Genomic DNA, 18,341 nt, shown 5'->3' on the forward strand with positions numbered 1-18,341 from the left:
CTCTCCCACGAAAAGCTGTTTGTCCCGGATGCCTGACAGCCCCGCACAGATCCCTTCGCGCCCGCTGCTCGCTCGGCTGGTCCCGCTGCTGTTGGCGGCCGCACTCCTGCTTGGCGCCAACGGCCTGGCGATGACCGTGATCGCTGTCCGGGCCCGCGACGGCGGATTGTCGGACACGATGATCGGCCTGTTCGGCTCCGCCTATTACGCAGGCTTTATCGCAAGCGTTTTGCTGGCGCCCGGGCTGATACGCCGCGTCGGCCACATCCGCGTCTTCACGGCGCTCGCCTCGCTCGGCGCGATTGCCGTCCTGGCCCTCCTGCTGAGCGAGCCGGGACCCGCCTGGACCGGATTGCGTTTCCTGAGCGGGGCGGCGTTCTGCGGCACCGCGATGGTGCTGGAAAGCTGGTTGAACGCGCTTGCCTCCAATTCCGAGCGCGGCCGGATCCTGAGTGTCTACCGGATCGTCGATCTGGCAGCTGTCACGGGCGGCCAGTTTCTGCTGCCGGCCTTCGGCGCCAACGGAACGGAGATCCTCGCCATCATCGCCCTGCTGTTTTGCGGCGCCCTGATCCCGGTCTCGCTGGCGCGCGAGGACAATCCGCCGATGGTCGAAAACCCCGGGCCGGTGAACTATTTCGCGCTTTGGGCGATCTCTCCGGTCGCCGCCGTCGGCTGCCTGACCATCGGCCTGACCAACGGTGCCTTCCGCACCGTGGGACCGGTCTACGCCCAGGCCGTCGGCCTCGACACCGAAAGCCTCGCCTTCTTCATCAGCCTGTGGGTGATCGCGGGCGCGCTGTTCCAGTACCCGCTCGGATGGGCCTCCGACCGGACCGACCGGCGCTACGTCCTGCTGCTGGCGACCGCGGGCGCCGGTCTGTCCTGCGCGCTTCTTGCCGGCGTCGTCTCGCCGATGGCGATCTTCATCGGCGGCTTTCTCTTCGGCGGTTTCGCCCTTCCGCTCTATTCCCTGTCGGCCGCGCACGCAAACGACCATGCGCGTCCCGGACAATTCGTCGAACTGGCCGCGGGTCTGACCATGTTTTTCGCCATCGGCGCGATGACCGGACCGCTTGTCGCCTCGCTTGTGATGGACCGTTTTGGCCCCTCGGCGTTTTTCGTCTATACGTCCGTCCTGCACTTGGCCTTCGTCGGCTTTGTGATCCTGCGGCTGAGCGCACGCAGGGCCGTTCCGGCGGATCGCCGCAAGCGGTTTGTCTGGCTTTTGCGCAACTCTCCGGCGATCTTTCGCCTCGCCCGAACGGGACGCAAACGGATACGAAAGCGGCAACCCTGAAAAACCGCCAGACAAAGCGCGCATTTCCCGGCGAAGGACTCGTCAGCGCGGACTGGCTTGGGTATAGTCCGCGCGCTCTCCCCGGTTCGCAGGCCGGGGATTTTCGTGTGCGCGGGCATGCGCCTCGCACCGGCTTTTTCGTGCATGCGGTGATCAACCGCGCAGTGGCTTTTTTCGCGCGGACGACACCCGCGCAGACCGGCTGAAACGCCTTTTGAAGGAACGCGAATACCATGGCCAATGTCGTCGTCGTCGGATCGCAGTGGGGAGACGAGGGAAAAGGCAAGATCGTCGACTGGCTCTCCGAGCAGGCCGACGTCGTCGTCCGCTTCCAGGGCGGACACAACGCAGGCCACACGCTTGTGATCGACGGGGTCAGCTACAAGCTGTCGCTGCTGCCCTCCGGCGTGGTGCGTGGCAAGCTCTCCGTGATCGGCAACGGCGTCGTGATCGACCCGCATGCGCTGGTCGCCGAGATCGCGCGTCTGGCCGACCAGGGCGTGACCGTCTCGCCGGAAACGCTTGTGATCGCCGGCAATGCGACGCTGATTCTCTCGCTGCACCGTGAACTCGACGCCCTGCGCGAGAACGCGGCCACAGCCGGCACCAAGATCGGCACCACCAAGCGCGGCATCGGTCCGGCCTATGAAGACAAGGTCGGCCGCCGCGCGGTGCGCGTCATGGATCTTGCGAACCTGAAGACGCTGCCGGCCAAGATCGAGCGCCTTCTCACCCATCATAACGCGCTGCGGCGCGGTCTGGGCGAACCCGAAATCGACCCCGCCACCATCTTCTCGGAGCTGGAAACGGTCGCGGAAGCGCTTCTGCCCTACATGGGCACGGTCTGGACGCTGCTCGACACCGCACGACGGGAAGGCAAGCGCATCCTGTTCGAAGGCGCGCAGGGTACGCTGCTCGACATCGACCATGGCACCTATCCCTTCGTGACGTCGTCCAACACGGTGTCGGGCCAGGCAGCCGCCGGCAGCGGCCTCGGCCCCGGTGCCGTCGGCTATGTTCTGGGCATCACCAAGGCCTATACGACCCGCGTCGGCGAAGGCCCCTTCCCGACAGAGCAGGACAATGAGGTCGGCAATTTTCTGGGCACGCGCGGCCACGAGTTCGGCACGGTCACGGGTCGCAAGCGCCGCTGCGGCTGGTTCGACGCCGTGCTGGTGCGCCAGACCTGCTGCATCAACGGCATTCATGGAATCGCGCTGACAAAGCTTGACGTTCTGGACGGGCTGGACGAAATCAAGATCTGTGTCGCCTATGAACTTGACGGCGAGCGGATCGACCACCTGCCGGCCTCCCAGGGCGCGCAGGCACGGGTGAAGCCGATCTATGAAACCCTTCCCGGGTGGAAGGAATCGACCGAAGGTGCGCGCAGCTGGGCGGATCTTCCCGCACAAGCTGTGAAATACGTTCGTCATGTGGAGGAACTGATCGGGGCGCCGGTTGCGCTGCTGTCGACCTCACCCGAACGAGATGACACAATCCTTGTCCAGAATCCGTTTCAGGATTAAGGCTTAAACAGGGTCCGCGAGTCGCGGCGGATCCGCTGCGGCGACGGCGAGTTGAGCATATGGCAGACTATTATCCGGTTTTGAAGAAGACCGTTGCTGCACTTCCGGAAAACACCGGGGCAGCACGGCGCGAAATCTATCAACGCGCCCGAAAAGCCATCGTCGCCCAGCTCAAGGGCTACGATCCACCGCTTTCACCCTCCGAGATCACGGCCGAGCAATTACGGCTGGAGGAATCGATCCGCAAGGTCGAAGCGGAGGCCGCACGCGAGACGCTGGGGTATGCACAGCCCTCGGCCGGCGCCGCGCCGGCAGCTCCTCAAACGCCGCAGGACACCGCCCCTTCGCAACCAAAGGCTCCGGAACCGAAGGCTCCGGAACCAAAAGCGCCCGAACCCCGGACGACCCCGGAGCGCGAACCGAGCGCGCCCGCGCAATCCCCGCCCGAACCGAAGGCTCCGGTCGCCCCGCCGCGGCCGGACACGGCGCACGCATCGGGCGCCGGCGAAGCGCCGGCGGGTCCTGATACGCTGAAGAGCGCGATCGACGACGCACGCAAGCTCGGCTCGGCCGCCGACAGCGCCGGGCGCAGCGCCCGCAACGCGCTCGACGGACAGTCCGGCGAGACGCAAAAGCGCGAACCCTCTCTCGCCACTCCGGAAACCGGGGGCGGGCAGACAACAGGCGCCGCCGGCCGGCGCAGGGGATCGAGCGAAGTTGGCGGGCATACTTTCACGGGATCCGGCGGACGACCGCTTCCGCCCATCGACGGCTCGACGCCGGGCTCCCGGTTGCCCGCGATCCTGGGCGGCGTCGCCCTGTTGCTGCTCGTCGTCGGCATTGGTGCCGTCGGCTACTCGCAACGCGACGTTTTGGGCGGCTTCTTCGCCGGCGACGACAGCCCGACGACGGCAAGCGCGCCCGAGACCCCCGCCACGCCCGAAGAGCCCTCGGAAACGGAAGGCTCGCGCAAGAACGCCGCCCGGCTTCTCGACAACGGCGAAACCACCATTGCGCCCGACGCGCGCAGCGTGACCACGACGCGGATCACCCCGAACGGCCCGCAGACCGACCCGCTCGCCCCCGACGCGAGCTCGCCGCAAACGCCTGAAGCCGCCCCCGAGGAGGCATCTCCGGCCACCTCCGCCGAGGCACCGGGCGCACGCAGTGTCGAGCCGCAGCAACCGGCAGACCCGACGCCGCCGGTCAGCGAGACCCCGGCACCGGCCGAATCCGCGGAACCTGCGCAGGAAACGCCCGCGCCGGACGAGCAAGCCGCACCCGCCGCACAGGGCGCGCCGGTTGCCCAGCGGGCCTTTCTCTACGAGGAGGGGGTTGAATCGGGAAGCGCCGGTCAGGCATCGTCGGGCCAGACGATCTGGAGCGTCGGCGAGGAAACGATCGACGGACGCACCGAAACGGTGCTGCGCATGCGCATCGAGGTGCCTGAACGCAGCATTGTCGCGAACCTCTCGCTGCGCCCGAACCGCGACAACACGCTGCCGGCGAGCCACCTTCTGGAGGTCCGCTTCGAGCTGCCGCAAAACTTCACCGGCCAGGGCGTTGCGGAAGTCCCCGGCCTTGTCATGAAGACGACGGAAGAAGCGCGCGGCGATGCCCTTATCGGCGCCTCCGTGAAGGTCTCCGAGGGCTTCTTCTGGGTCGCGCTGTCGAACATCCCGGACGAGCGCGAACGCAACCTGACGCTCTTGCAGGAACGCGGCTGGATCGACCTGCCCATGCTCTACGAGAACCGCAAGCGCGCCATACTGACGCTTGAAAAGGGCACCCCGGGCACGCGCGCCGTCGAACAGGCGGTCACAGCCTGGCGCGCCGAGTAGTCAGGCAGACGCCTTGCCTGTCCGCCGCGATGGCCGGCGCGACAAACCGAGTGACCAGACACAAACAAAGGCCGGATGGTTCCCCATCCGGCCTTTGTTGTTTGCAACATCGTGTCACGCAGCCGCACACGGCGGGTATTGCGCGCCTCTCAGAAGCGCAAGGGCTTGGCCTGCTGCACATGCGGCAGCGCGCAAATGCGCTCCAGCACATTGGCAGGCACCGGCCCGTCCACCTCGACAAGACAGATCGCGTCGGCTCCCGCGGCAGTGCGTCCGAGATTGAAGGTCGCGATGTTCACGCCGGCATCGCCGAGAACGGAGCCGAGATCGCCGATGAAGCCCGGCTTGTCCTCATTGGTGACATAAAGCATGTGGGCGCCAAGCTCCGCCTCCATGTTGATGCCCTTGACCTGGATGATGCGCGGCTTGCCGTCGGAAAACACCGTGCCGGCAACCGAGCGTTCCTGCCGGTCGGTCGTCACCGTGAGACGGATGTAGTTCTCGTAGGCCCCTGCCTGTGTGCGACGAACCTCTTCGACCTTGATCCCGCGCTCACGCGCAAGCACCGGCGCGGAAACCATGTTCACGGTCTGCAGCAGCGGCTGCAACACCCCCGTCAGGGCCGCTGCGGTGAGCGCCTTGACGTTCATTTCCGCGACATCGCCCTCATATTCCAGGCGAACGCCGGCAAGGCCCGTTTCCGTGAGCTGTCCGGCAAACGACCCGAGCAGTTCGGCGAGCTTGACGAAGGGAACGAGACGCGGCGCTTCCTCCGCGGTGATCGAGGGCATGTTGAGCGCGTTGGAGACCGCGCCCTTGACCAGATAGTCCGACATCTGCTCGGCCACCTGAAGCGCGACGTTTTCCTGCGCTTCCGCGGTGGAGGCTCCCAGATGCGGCGTGCACACGAGGTTCGCCGCGCCGAAAAGCACATTTTCGGTGGCCGGCTCCTCGACGAAGACGTCAACGCCCGCGCCGCCGACTTTGCCGCTGTCGAGACCGGCCCGCAACGCCGCCTCGTCGACAAGACCGCCACGCGCGCAATTGACGATGATCACACCGTCACGCATCTGCTCGATGGCCTTCGCATCGATGATGTTGCGGGTCTTGTCGGTCAGCGGCGTATGCAGCGTGACCGCATCGGCGCGCGCAAACAGCGTCTCCAGTTCGACCTTCTCCACCCCGAGCGCCAACGCGCGCTCTTCCGACAGGAAGGGATCGAAGGCGACGACCCGCATCTTCAGTCCGATGGCACGTTCCGCGACGATCGAACCGATGTTGCCGCAGCCGATCAGTCCAAGCGTCTTGGACGTCAGCTCGGTGCCCATGAACTTCGACTTTTCCCACTTGCCGGCCTGGGTCGAGGCATCGGCCTTCGGGATCTGGCGCGCCACGGCGAACAGCATCGCAATGGCGTGTTCGGCGGTGGTGATGGAGTTGCCGAAGGGCGTGTTCATGACGATCACACCCTTGGCACTTGCGGCCGGAATATCGACATTGTCCACGCCGATACCGGCACGCCCGACCACCTTCAGCCGGCTGGCCGCGGCGATCAGCTTGTCGGTGACCTTGGTCGCGGAGCGGATCGCCAGGCCGTCATATTGATCGATGACGGAGAGCAGCCGCTCCTTGTCCTTGCCAATGTCGGGCTGGTAGTCGACCTCAACGCCGCGCGACTTGAAGATATCGACAGCGGCGGCGGACAGCTTGTCGGAAATCAGAACCTTGGGCGCCATATCAGGGCCTCCTTGCCGGGCCGTTGCGCGGATGGGGTCCCCATCGCGCAGCCGACCGCAAACCTTTGGAAATATCTGGATGTAAGAGAGAAAGGGCCGCCGCTCAGGCGGCCTCCTCCAGCGTTGCCGCCTGTTTGGCGAAGGCCCAGTCGAGCCAGGGCAACAATGCCTCGATATCCGAGGTCTCCACCGTCGCGCCGCACCAGATGCGGAACCCGCTCGGCGCATCCCGATAGGCGCCGATGTCATAGGCGACACCCGCCTGATCCAGCGCATTGGCCATGGCCTTGGCGAAAGCCGCCTGCGCGGCCGGGTCGAGCGATGCGACCCGCTCGTCGACGATCTTGAGACAGACCGAGGTATTGGACCGCGTGGCCGGTTCTTCCGCCAGGAACCCGACCCAGGAGGTGCGCGCGACCCAGTCGGCGACCGCGCCGGCATTGGCATCGGCACGGGCGATCAGTGCGTCCAGCCCGCCGATTCCCCGCGCCCATTTCAGGGCATCGAGATAATCCTCGACGCAAAGCATCGAGGGCGTGTTGATGGTTTCGCCCTTGAAGATGCCCTCGATCAGCTTGCCGCCCTTGGTCAAACGGAAGACCTTCGGCAGCGGCCAGGCCGGTGTGTGGCTTTCCAGCCGCTCGACCGCGCGCGGGCTCAGGATGAGCATGCCATGGGCCGCCTCCCCGCCCAGGACCTTCTGCCAGGAGAAGGTCACGACATCGAGCTTGGAAAAGTCCATCGACTGCGCGAAAGCGGCCGAGGTGGCGTCGCAGATCGTCAGGCCCTCGCGGTCGGCCGGGATCCAGTCCGCATTCGGCACGCGCACGCCGGAGGTGGTGCCGTTCCAGGTGAAGATGACGTCGCGGGAAAAATCGACGGTCGCCAGGTCGGGAAGCTTGCCGTAGTCAGCCTCGAGCACACGCGCGTCGTCGAGTTTCAGCTGCTTGACGGCATCGGTCACCCAGCCGGCACCGAAACTTTCCCAGGCGAGCAGGTCGACGCCGCGCGGGCCGAGCAGCGACCACATCGCCATCTCGACCGCGCCCGTGTCGGAGGCGGGCACAATGCCGATTCGGTAATCGTCGGGAACGCCGAGCACCGCACGCGTGAGATCGATCGCCTCGGCGAGCTTCGCCTTGCCGGGCTTTGCCCGGTGGGAACGCCCGAGCGGCGCATCATCAAGTGCGGTGGGGGACCAGCCGGGGCGCTTCGCGCAGGGGCCGGAAGAAAAACGCGGATTTTCCGGCCGCGTGGCCGGTTCATGCAAGTTGCTCATCTGCTACCCTTCCAGATAGAAGCCCCTCGTTGGGGAGGGGTGTCCCGCATACGGACTTATCGGAAGGCGCATTCGGGCGCAAGCTGGCAACAAGGTCGAAATGCGACCGAGACGAACAGCCGCATGCAAAAAAGGCCGGGCGCTGAGGCCCGGCCTTTTTGCATTGCGTCGCGAGACGATCAGTACTTGGTGATGATCGGCTCGGGAATGTAGCTCGGCGACGAGTTGAACGTGTAGCGCGCGCCGATGCGGAACTCGTGCGCCTGCAGATCCTCGTACTTGATCTTGCGCGACGGGTTGCCGCCGCCAGTCGAGAAGCTGCTGGAATAGGCGTTGCCGATGTTGAGGTAACGATAGCCGGCATCGATCGACCAGTTCTGATCGATTGCATAGGACCCGCCCGCCATCAGAGCCCAAGAGAAGTTCCAGGTGCTGTCGCCCGGATAGCTGCCGGACGAACCGTCGGGATTGCGGAACTTGATATCGTTGGTGGACACATGGCTGACACCGACACCGCCGCCGACATAGGGCGTGAAGCCGCGCCAGGTGCCAATGTCGACATAGCCGTTGACCAGCATTGTCAGCACATCGATGCTTGCTTCTTCCTGGCTGAACTGGCCAGCCCCCAGGCCGCCGCAAGGTGCCGGGCAGGGAGCCCGGGCCTTGACCTTGGCAGGGAATTCATAGTCCAGCGTGATGTCGCCGCGCAGGAAGTCGGAAAACTTGTAACCAACGCCGACGCCGATCATGCCGGTGTTGTTCAAACTCTCGTTCTGCCACTGCGTACCGCCATAGCTGACGTTCGGAGCCTGATACACCTTGTAGCCGATATCACCACGAAGATACCAACCGCCGGCGACGACAGGCACCTGCGGCACATGTTCGATCACAGGAATTGGCATATCCGCCGCGTGAACAGCTGACGAGACGATCATCGCAACGCCAGCCAGGCAAAGTTTTGAAATATGGCTGCTCATGTCTCGGTCCTCGTTGGATAGCGTCCGAAAAGTCTGTTCTTGCCGGCCGCGCACGTGAAACACGAGGGTAGAATTGCCGAAAATACTTAAGAGCCACTTAACCCTAATAATTAACCGCGATTTTTTACCTTAACAAAAAGTAAAAGACTGCCCCTTGCCTTGCGTCTTGCGACGTTTCTCCACGGGTTTTGGTTAGCAATTCGTGAAGATGGCCGAGCCCCGCCTTCGGCAGCCACCGCGGGCGTCAAAACCGGCCCGGCAGCCCGCGCGGCGCGCGCTCTCAGGCAGCGGCATGCGTGACGGCATCGACGATCCGGTCGACGACGCCGGCGAGAACATCCTTGTTGTCCGCCTCGCCCATCACACGGATCAGCGGCTCGGTGCCCGACGGGCGGATCACCAGCCGGCCGGAATTGCCCAATGTCTTGCGCCCATCCTCGATCGCCGCCTGAACATCAGCGTTTTCCAGCGGCTTCGACCCTTGGTACCGCACATTCTTGAGGATCTGCGGCACGGGTTCGAACCGCCGGCAAACCTCCGAGACCGGACGTCCGAGCTTGGAGACGCAGGCAAGCACCTGAAGTGCCGCGACCAGACCGTCACCCGTGGTGGCGAAATCGGACAGGACAATGTGTCCAGACTGCTCGCCGCCGACGTTGTAGCCATGCTGGCGCATGTGTTCCACCACATAGCGGTCGCCGACCTGGGTGCGGGCAAGGCTCAGCCCGAGACCGCCGAGATAACGTTCCAGCCCGAGATTGGACATCACCGTCGCCACGATACCCGACGCGGACAGCCGGCCGTCCTCGAGCCAGGACTGTGCCACCACGGCCATCAGCTGGTCGCCATCGACCACTTGTCCGTTTTCGTCGACGATGATCACCCGGTCCGCGTCGCCGTCAAGCGCGATGCCGATGTCCGCGCGAACCTCGTGGACCTTCCGGCAAAGGGCTTCGGTGTCCGTCGAGCCGCACTTGAGGTTGATGTTGTAGCCATCCGGCTCGTCGCCGATCGCGATCACCTCCGCGCCGAGCTCCCAGAGAGCGTCCGGCGCGACCTTGTAGGCCGCCCCATTGGCGCAATCGACCACGATTCGCAGTCCCGACAAGCTCATTTCGCGTGGAAGGGTGCGCTTGGCGAACTCCACGTAGCGGTCGCGCATTCCGTCGATCCGGCGCGCACGGCCGAGCTTCGACGGCGCGGCAAGCATGGACGCCGGGTCGCGCTCGATCAGAACCTCGATCTCCTTTTCCACCGCATCCGACAGCTTGTAGCCGTCCGGCCCGAAGAACTTGATGCCGTTGTCCTGATAGGGATTGTGCGAAGCGGAAATCATCACGCCGAGATCGGCGCGCACGGAGCGAGTCAACATGGCCACGGCGGGTGTCGGCATCGGTCCGAGCAACAGCACGTCGAGACCGACCGATGTGAACCCGGCGACGAGCGCATTCTCGATCATGTAGCCGGACAGCCGCGTGTCCTTGCCGATCACGACCCGGTGGCGATGGGCCCCATTGCGGAAGGAAACGCCGGCGGCCATGCCGACCCTGAGCGCAATGTCAGGGGTCATCGGCGCCCGGTTGGCCGTTCCGCGAATTCCATCCGTTCCGAAATACTTGCGTGTCATGCGAACCCTGTTACGTCCTGCGAAAGCGCCAAGCGGGAAAAGCCCCGTCGCGCGGGCATCGCCCCGAGGGGATACCCGTTTCCCTAGCACCATCGTCAGGCAAACAGGTTCAAAATTTGTGTTCATTCGTAACAAAGGCCCGGCGGTCATCCCGCCGGGCCTGGATTTCCTGAAACCGCTGTAAGCCCTGTCAGCCCTGAGGCTGCGGCTCCATGCCACCGCTGGGCTGATCGCCCTCGTCGCGGCGCTTGGCGCCCGTCTTCGGGACGGCGGAGACCCGGGTCGGCGGCGCGTCATCGTCTGTGTCGCGCACCGGCGGCTTGCCGTCGAGCAGATCGCGGATCTCGTCGCCCGAGAGCGTCTCGTACTCAAGCAGACCGTTGGCGATGGCGTGAAGCTGGTCCTCGTGATCCCCGAGCACGCGCTTGGCGGTCTCGTAGCCGGTGTTGACGAAGGCCTTGATCTCCGCGTCGACGATGCGCTGCGTATCTTCCGAGACATGCTGGTTCTTCGCGACCGAATGGCCCAGGAACACCTCTTCCTGGTTTTCGCCGTAGAGCAGCGGACCGAGCTTGTCCGACATGCCGAACTGGGTCGCCATGGCGCGCGCCAGCTTGGTCGCCATCTGAATGTCGCCGGACGCGCCCGAGGTCACCTTCTCGTAGCCGAAGATCATCTCTTCCGCCACGCGTCCGCCCATGGCAACCGCAAGGTCCGCCTTGCACTTCGCGCGCGTCAGCGAGACCTGATCCTTCTCCGGGAGGCGCATCACCATGCCCAGCGCGCGCCCGCGCGGGATGATCGTCGCCTTGTGGATGGGATCGGAGGCGGGCATGTGCAACGCCACCAGGGCATGACCAGCCTCGTGGTAGGCGGTGAGCTTCTTTTCTTCCTCGGTCATGACGAGGGTGCGGCGTTCCGCGCCCATCATGACCTTGTCCTTGGCGTCCTCGAACTCCGCCATCGTAACGAGGCGCTTGCCGCGTCGGGCCGCCAGCAGGGCAGCCTCGTTGACGAGGTTCATCAGGTCGGCACCCGAAAATCCCGGGGTGCCGCGCGCCAGCGTGCGCACGTTGACATCCGGCGCCAGCGGCACCTTGCGCATATGCACCTTGAGGATCTTCTCGCGGCCGGTCACATCGGGGTTCGGAACCACGATCTGGCGGTCGAAACGGCCCGGGCGCAGCAGCGCGGGGTCGAGAACGTCCGGACGGTTGGTCGCGGCGATGATGATCACGCCCTCGTTCGGCTCGAAGCCGTCCATCTCGACGAGAAGCTGGTTCAGCGTCTGCTCGCGCTCGTCGTTGCCGCCGCCAAGGCCGGCACCGCGATGGCGGCCGACCGCGTCGATCTCGTCGATGAAGATGATGCAGGGCGCGTTCTTCTTGGCCTGCTCGAACATGTCGCGCACGCGGCTCGCGCCGACGCCGACAAACATCTCGACGAAGTCGGAACCGGAAATCGTGAAGAACGGGACATTCGCCTCGCCGGCAACGGCGCGTGCGGTCAGCGTCTTACCCGTGCCCGGAGGGCCGACGAGCAGGACACCGCGCGGGATGCGGCCGCCGAGACGCTGGAACTTCTGCGGGTCGCGCAGGAATTCGACGATCTCCTGAAGATCTTCCTTGGCCTCGTCGATACCGGCGACATCCTCGAAGGTGACGCGACCGTGCGCCTCGGTCAAAAGCTTGGCCTTGGACTTGCCGAAGCCCATCGCCTTGCCGCCGGAGCCCTGCATCTGGCGCATCACGAAGATCCAGATACCCAGAATGATCAGCATCGGGAACCAGGAAATCAGCGCGCCCAGAAGCGAGAAGTTTTCCGAAGGAGGCTGCGCGGTGATCCGAACGCCCTTGGAGCGCAGCATCTCCACATATTCGCCGGCGGATTCCGGCGCGTAGGACTGGAAAGTGTCGCCGCTCGTGTATTGGCCGGAAACCTGCTGACCCTGAATGGTGACTTCCCGGACATCTCCCTGTTCCGCCTGATTCAGGAACTGGGAGAAGGGAATGTTGTTCGCCTCGGTCCGCTGGCCAGGATTCTGGAACAGCTGAAAAAGGGCGATCAGCAGCAGGCCGATGATGACCCACAGAGCGAAATTGCGAAAATTGGCGTTCATTGCGTTTCCTTCACCGCGGGCGCGCGGCGGTCTGCGCCGAGGACGATAAGCATAGACTGCAAGATAGGTCTCACAGGCGGGACTGCCAAGGTGACACGCGAGATTTGCATCAAACCCCTCACATTTTCCTTAAGTCGTTCGCGAATGCAGCGAATTTAAGGAATTTCCCGGGAGTTCCGCCTCTTCGAACAGCGGCAGGAGGGACAGGTGGACGCTGGCGGGCGGCGCGGCGGTGCCGAATCCGGGACAATATGGCGCATCGCCATCGCGCAGGAGGCAGGGCGCGGTGTCGAAGGCCTGCGCGGGCCAGCCCGCCGGCATCGCGATGGCAGGCGCCGCGTCCCCGCGTTTGACCATGTCGGCGCGCGCGACGACCGCGACCTTTTCCACTGTCGTCGTCGACACGGCGAAACGCCCGTCCCAGATCCAGGCGCCGGGCCCGCGCGCCACAAGCGGTTCGGGCGGACTGCGACCGTATTCGCGCCACATCACCAGTGCCGAGGCCGTTCGCCGGACAACCGCCCCGGCGAGCGTTGCCTGCGCGCCCGGCTTTCCCGCCAGATCGCCAACGAGGCGCTCGAGCTTCTCGATGCGAACTGGGTAGGCTTGTCCGCCGACCCGCCGCAGCAGGCGGGAGACCAACCTGAGCAGCACCTCCTCCGGGACGGCGGCGAGGGCGGCGAGCGGAAGGCGCACCGGTCCGGCCGCATGCACCTGCGCATGGCGCGTCGCCACGTCGCGCACCCAGGCATCGAGCGCCGCCGACGCCCGCCCCATGCGCGCCGCCGTCTCTCCAAGCCGGCGCGGTGTCAGCCCTTCGGCTGCCAACTCCGGGAGGAGCGCCCGCACGCGCACGCGCGCAAAGGCGAGATCGTCGTTCGAAGGGTCGCTGCACCAGGCGATATCGCGCACGGCAAGCGTCGCTGCCAGTCGCGCCTTCGCGATCCCCAGCAACGGGCGCAACAGCACGACGCCGTCGCGCTCGGCGACCGGCGCCATGGAAGCAAGGCCATAGACCCCGCTCCCGCGCGCCAGCCTGAGCAGGAAGGTTTCCGCCTGGTCCTCCAGATGATGCGCCAAAACGAGTGCGTCGCCGCCGTCATCGGCAAGCGCGCGCGCCATCAGAGCGAACCTGGCGTCGCGGGCCTCCGCCTGGAGATTGCCGGACGGCTTGTCCCCGGCCCATTTCAGGATGCGGCATTCAAGCCCCTGTGCGCGGGCAAGCCCTGCAACCATCTCGGTCTCGCCACCCGCCTCGGGGCGCAGGCCATGGTCGACGGTAAGGACCGAGAGCTCCGGCGCACACGAGGTCCGGTGCCGCCATTCGGCGAGAAGGACCATGAGCGCGAGCGAGTCCGCGCCACCGGACACGGCAACGGCAAGCTTGCGATACCCGCCAAACACAGAAAACAGCCGGTCGGCCTCGTCCGGCGCGATTGCGCGGGACGGTTCGCAGTCAGGCGCAGCCACTGCGCTGCTTCTGGGCCTCGGCCTCCGCGCGGATCGAGGTTGGGGCGCCGGGGTATTTGGTCAGGAGTTCGGAAAACGTCGCGCAGGCGGCATCGGTCTGGCCGATGCCCCGCAGCGAAAGCCCGAGCTTGAGCAGGCTGTCAGTCACCTTGGCGCTGTCGGGGTAATCTGTGTAGCTCTTCAGGAAGGCATCGGCGGCTTCGCGGTACTGGTCGCGGGCATAATGGCTCTCGCCAAGCCAGAACTGGGCGTTGGCCGCCTGCGGATCGTTGGGATTGGCCTCCAGGAATGCCCGAAACTCGCGTTCGGCCGCCTGATAATCGCCGGACAGGATGAGCGAATAGGCCGCGTCATATTGCGAACGCGGCGAACCCGACGACAGCGCGGCCATGTCGTTGCCCCCGCCGGAAACGCCCGGCGGCGTGGTGGAGCCGCCGGGGTCGGACGACGGCGCGGATCCGATGCCGCGCGCCAGGGCGGAGAGATCGAGGGGCCCGCCGCTGCCTCCTTCCCGGTAACCGCCCTCGGCCGCGAACTCGGCATCGCCCGACCCGCCCTCGGCTGGGATCTGCCCCAACGTCTGGGGGGCCGCGCCATAGCTTTCGCTGCCATTGATGGTGCCGGCGAAGTCCTGCGTTCCGGACGCCGACGGCGGACGGGCGTCGGAGCGGTTTCCGCTGCCCTGCTCCAGTTGCTGAAAGCGATACTCGTTGTCCTCCTGCATCCGCCGGATCTGGTCCTGAAGCTGGCGGATCTGGAAGTTGAGTTGCTCGACCTGGCCGGTCAGCGTGCGCATCTGGTCCTCGACCTGGTTGAGGCGTACCGAGGCCTGTCCGTCGTCGCGCGACCCGAAAAGCTGCGCCTTTGCCGGCAGCGTGGCAACGCCAAGGGCGACAATCAGGGCAAGCATCGCCGTGAGAAGGCGGGCACCGACCGCGCCCGGGCGCACCGCCGGACGGCGGTGCCTTTGCCGCAGACCGGCGGCTTCACGTCTGGTGGACATTGACAATTCCATGCATCTCCTCCGCCCCGACGGGGGGTTCATTGCCGAAGACCGTGTGCCGACCGCCCGGCCGCGCTGTCCGGCATGACAAATTGGACAAGACCGGCGCCTCGCGGGCTGACGGGCGTCGCGGGTGCCCGCGCGCCCGAGCGCGCGTCACGCCCGGTTGCGTAGCACAGGGCGCTGTGAGTTCGGCCAAATTTTGACGCCCGTGCAAGCCGCCGCCGGGCGCGGGGGCCCTGGAACGCAAAAACGGCCGGAGGCGCCCAGCGCATCCAGCCGTTCTGAAATCCCGCCGCATCGAACTGCGATCAGCTTCCGGCGTTGTTCAGCACGGTGACCGCACGCCGGTTCTGCGTCCAGCAGGATTCGTCGTTGCACACGGCAACCGGACGTTCCTTGCCATAGGAGATCGTCTTGACGCGGCTTGCGGAAATCCCGCGCGAGACGAGATAGTCGCGCACCGCATTGGCACGGCGCGCACCGAGCGCGATGTTGTACTGGCGCGTGCCGCGTTCGTCGGCATGCCCCTCGATGGTCACCGTGTAGCGGCTATAGCTTTGCAGCCACTTGACCTGCTTGTTCAGCGTCGCGGTCGCCTGCGACGACAGCGTGGTCTGGTCGTTTCCGAAGAACACGCGATCGCCAACGTTGACGACGAAGTCCTGGCCGGTGCCCGGCTGGACATTGCCCGTCAGGCCGTCCGGCTTGGTCTGTGCGCAGGCGGCAAGCAGCAACGTGCCTGCGACGACGGCGGCGAAGCGTACGCCCCGGCCCTGCATCCCGAATTGCATCATGAATTCCTACTCCTGATCCCCACGGCCCCGATAGGGTAAACGCTTCTAAAGCGAAACTGGTTAAGCCGCCGTTCAGCAACGTGGTTAATTTTTTCTTTCCCGGCCTGCCCGGCTCTTGGCGCCCAGGCCGCGCGCCACCACGGTCTCGGATCGGACAGGCGGCGGATTTCAGCCACCGAGCCTATCCCGCTACACCTATTCCAGCAAGGGCGACCAGGCCGGGTCGGAGGCGAAGGCCGGCACCGGCAGGCGCCGCTCGTTGTAGCCGGTGAGATCCACCGTCCACAGCTGCGGCCCGCCGTTGGCGCCCGGCGTTTCCCGGAAAAACACCAGAACGCGTCCGTTCGGCGACCATGCCGGGCCTTCGTTGTGATAGCCCTCCGTCAGCACGCGTTCACCCGATCCGTCGGGCCGCATCACGCCGATCATGAAGCGGCCCTGGTTCATCTTGGTGAAGGCGATCAGATCCCCGCGCGGCGACCAGACCGGGGTCGAGTAGCGCCCGGGACCGAAACTGATGCGCTGCGGGTTTCCGCCGCCGGCGTCCATCACATAGAGCTGCTGCGAACCGCCACGATCGGATTCGAACACGATCCGGTTGCCGTCCGGCGAATAGGACGGGCTGGTGTCGATCGCCGGCGTGTTGGTCAGCCGCGTCGTGCGGCGCGAACGCAGGTCCATCACGAAAATATTGGCATTGCCACCCTGCTGCAGGCTCATCGCCACCCGCTGGCCGTCGGGCGAAAACCGGGGCGCGAACGTCATGCCGGGAAAGTTGCCAACCACCTCGCGCTGACCCGTCTCGATGTTCAGGAGATAGACCTTCGGGTCCGATCCGTCATAGGCCATGTAGGTAACTTCCTGGCGCGACGGCGAAAAGCGGGGCGTGAGCACCAGGTCTTTTCCGTTCGTCAGGTAGCGCACGTTGGCGCCGTCCTGATCCATGATCGCCAGCCGCTTGACGCGCTTGTCCTTCGGACCCGTCTCATCGACGAAAACGATGCGCGTGTCGAAGTAACCCTTTTCCCCCGTCAGACGCTCATAGATCGCATCCGCGATGATATGCGCCATGCGTCGCCAGTTTTCGGAGGTCGTGTAGAACTGCTGACCGAGCATCTGCTGGCCGGCAAACACGTCCCAAAGGCGGAATTCCGCCCGGATGCGTCCGTCGGACTGGCGCGCAATCGCGCCGACAACGAGCGCCTGCGCGCCGATCGGCCGCCAGGAGGCGAACTGCGGCGGGGCGCCGGTGCTCACGTTCTTCTCGATGAAGCTCGCCGGATCGAGCGTGCGAAACAGGCCGGAGCGGCCAAGATCGGCGGTGATCACCTCGGAAATCTGGGCCGCCATATCGGCATCGCCCCCCTGACCGGAAAAGGTCGGGATCGCGATGGGCAACGGCTCGATGTTGCCCTGGGTGACATCGATCTCCACCACCGCGTGCGCCGGGGTCGGCGGCGCGAGCGCGCCCCCCCCGATCGTCACGGCAACAAGCATCGCGACAGCGGACAAGACGCGGGCTGTGGCATGGCCAACAGCTCGCCCCGGCTTCACGCTTGGCTTCATCGCTTGAGGCTCCATCATGCGAGGCTCCCATGCGGCGCGATCTGGCGCGCCGTCTCTTCCAGTATCATGTTTCCGGGCGCGGCCTGAACCGCATCCGTGCGGGAGAATTCCCGACTGGCGCATCGACGCATCATCCGCCCAACAGGTCCCGCGGGTCGAAATTGATGATGACTTCACGCCAGGATTCATATTTGTCGCGCGGCAACGCATAGGGCGCGCAGCGCAGCACCGCACGCCTTGCGCTTTCCGCCGCGATCGTGAACGACGGATTGCCGCTCGAATTCATCACCTCCGGGCGCTGGTCGACGTCGCCGGACGGCGTCAGGAAGACCTTCAGCCGCACATTGAGGTCGGACGCGCCGGCCGTGCCCGCCGGCGGGCTCCAGCATCGGGAAATCTGCCCGCGCAGGGCATCGAGCTCCGACTGGCTCATCGTCACGTTGCTCAGCCCCTCGCGGCTGCCGAGCGAGGCCGGCGTGTCGGAGGACGAGGGCGCCCCCCCGCCGGCGGGTTCCACCTTGTTGAGGAGCGCGGCGATCTGGTTGGGATTGAAATCCTTCGGCGGATCGGTCCGCGGCGGCGGTGTCGGCTTGGTGCGCGGTCGTGCGGAGGCCGGCAACGGCGGCGGCGTTTCCGCCACCTGCGGTTCCGGTTCCGGCGCGGGCGCAGGCGCGGGTTCGGCCTCCACCGGCTGGGGCGCCGGTTCGGGTTCGGGTTCGGGCGCCGGCTCCGGCGGGGCGGGCTCGGGCGGCGCGGGTTCGGGCGGCGGCGCGGGAGTCGGCTCAGGTGCCGGTGTCGGCTCCGGCGCGGCCTCGCGCGGCTGCTTGGCGGCGGTTTCGGCGGGCGGCGTTTCGGGATCGGGATCGGGCACCGGTTTTTCCGCCGGCTTGGTCGCCTCGATCTCGCGAACCTCTGCGTCCTTTTCGCCGATACGCAATCGGGTGAGTTCGGAGATCGGCACGAGATCCACCGGCAAGGTGTCCACCGGGCCGACGTCGAACGGACGCGCTTCGGGGAATGACACCACTCCCCAAACCAGCACGGCCAGATGGCCGCCGATCGATGCGATCAGGCCGACACGCATTACCCGCTAAGGCTCC

Annotated in this window: 13 protein-coding genes; 3 read left to right on the forward strand and 10 right to left on the reverse strand. The window is 65.8% G+C overall.

What is annotated here, in order from left to right:
- The first annotated feature begins 28 nt into the window (after positions 1–28).
- From G572_RS0116300 to G572_RS0116310, 3 genes are all read left to right on the forward strand, one after another.
- Positions 29–1,300, forward strand: a complete 1,272-nt coding sequence (locus tag G572_RS0116300; protein ID WP_051242530.1) for an MFS transporter — start codon at positions 29–31, stop codon at positions 1,298–1,300.
- 233 nt (positions 1,301–1,533) lie between these two features.
- Positions 1,534–2,826: an adenylosuccinate synthase gene (locus tag G572_RS0116305; RefSeq protein WP_029059390.1), complete on the forward strand. Its 1,293-nt coding sequence runs from the start codon at positions 1,534–1,536 to the stop codon at positions 2,824–2,826.
- A 59-nt stretch (positions 2,827–2,885) separates the two neighbouring features.
- Positions 2,886–4,667, forward strand: coding sequence for a hypothetical protein (locus tag G572_RS0116310; protein ID WP_029059391.1), 1,782 nt, complete (start codon positions 2,886–2,888; stop codon positions 4,665–4,667).
- Between the two features lie 149 nt (positions 4,668–4,816).
- Here G572_RS0116310 and serA read toward each other — a convergent pair whose 3' ends face one another.
- From serA to G572_RS0116365, 10 genes are all read right to left on the reverse strand, one after another.
- Positions 4,817–6,403, reverse strand: a complete 1,587-nt coding sequence (gene serA / locus G572_RS0116315; RefSeq protein ID WP_029059392.1) for a phosphoglycerate dehydrogenase — start codon at positions 6,401–6,403, stop codon at positions 4,817–4,819.
- A gap of 103 nt (positions 6,404–6,506) precedes the next feature.
- Positions 6,507–7,682 (reverse strand): phosphoserine transaminase, encoded by a 1,176-nt coding sequence (locus tag G572_RS0116320; protein ID WP_029059393.1) that lies wholly within the window; start codon positions 7,680–7,682, stop codon positions 6,507–6,509.
- A 179-nt stretch (positions 7,683–7,861) separates the two neighbouring features.
- Positions 7,862–8,659, reverse strand: a complete 798-nt coding sequence (locus tag G572_RS0116325; protein WP_029059394.1) for an outer membrane protein — start codon at positions 8,657–8,659, stop codon at positions 7,862–7,864.
- A gap of 280 nt (positions 8,660–8,939) precedes the next feature.
- Positions 8,940–10,286 (reverse strand): phosphoglucosamine mutase, encoded by a 1,347-nt coding sequence (glmM, locus tag G572_RS0116330; RefSeq protein WP_029059395.1) that lies wholly within the window; start codon positions 10,284–10,286, stop codon positions 8,940–8,942.
- 190 nt (positions 10,287–10,476) lie between these two features.
- Positions 10,477–12,405, reverse strand: coding sequence for an ATP-dependent zinc metalloprotease FtsH (gene ftsH, locus G572_RS0116335; protein ID WP_029059396.1), 1,929 nt, complete (start codon positions 12,403–12,405; stop codon positions 10,477–10,479).
- Between the two features lie 129 nt (positions 12,406–12,534).
- On the reverse strand, positions 12,535–13,875 hold the full coding sequence (tilS, locus tag G572_RS24335; RefSeq protein WP_051242532.1) for a tRNA lysidine(34) synthetase TilS: 1,341 nt from the start codon (positions 13,873–13,875) through the stop codon (positions 12,535–12,537).
- On the reverse strand, positions 13,862–14,878 hold the full coding sequence (gene ybgF / locus G572_RS0116350; RefSeq protein WP_084650215.1) for a tol-pal system protein YbgF: 1,017 nt from the start codon (positions 14,876–14,878) through the stop codon (positions 13,862–13,864). The genes tilS and ybgF overlap by 14 nt, the downstream gene beginning before the upstream one ends.
- Positions 14,879–15,189: 311 nt before the next feature.
- The gene (gene pal, locus G572_RS0116355; RefSeq protein WP_029059398.1) at positions 15,190–15,675 is read right to left on the reverse strand and encodes a peptidoglycan-associated lipoprotein Pal; all 486 of its coding nucleotides are present in this window, start codon (positions 15,673–15,675) and stop codon (positions 15,190–15,192) included.
- Between the two features lie 195 nt (positions 15,676–15,870).
- Positions 15,871–17,172 (reverse strand): Tol-Pal system beta propeller repeat protein TolB, encoded by a 1,302-nt coding sequence (gene tolB, locus G572_RS0116360; protein WP_051242533.1) that lies wholly within the window; start codon positions 17,170–17,172, stop codon positions 15,871–15,873.
- A 199-nt stretch (positions 17,173–17,371) separates the two neighbouring features.
- Complete coding sequence (locus tag G572_RS0116365) at positions 17,372–18,325, reverse strand: cell envelope integrity TolA family protein (protein WP_029059400.1); 954 nt, start codon at positions 18,323–18,325, stop codon at positions 17,372–17,374.
- Positions 18,326–18,341: the final 16 nt, after the last annotated feature.

This window comes from Stappia stellulata DSM 5886 (genome assembly GCF_000423705.1).
GTDB classification, from domain to species: Bacteria; Pseudomonadota; Alphaproteobacteria; order Rhizobiales; family Stappiaceae; genus Stappia; species Stappia stellulata.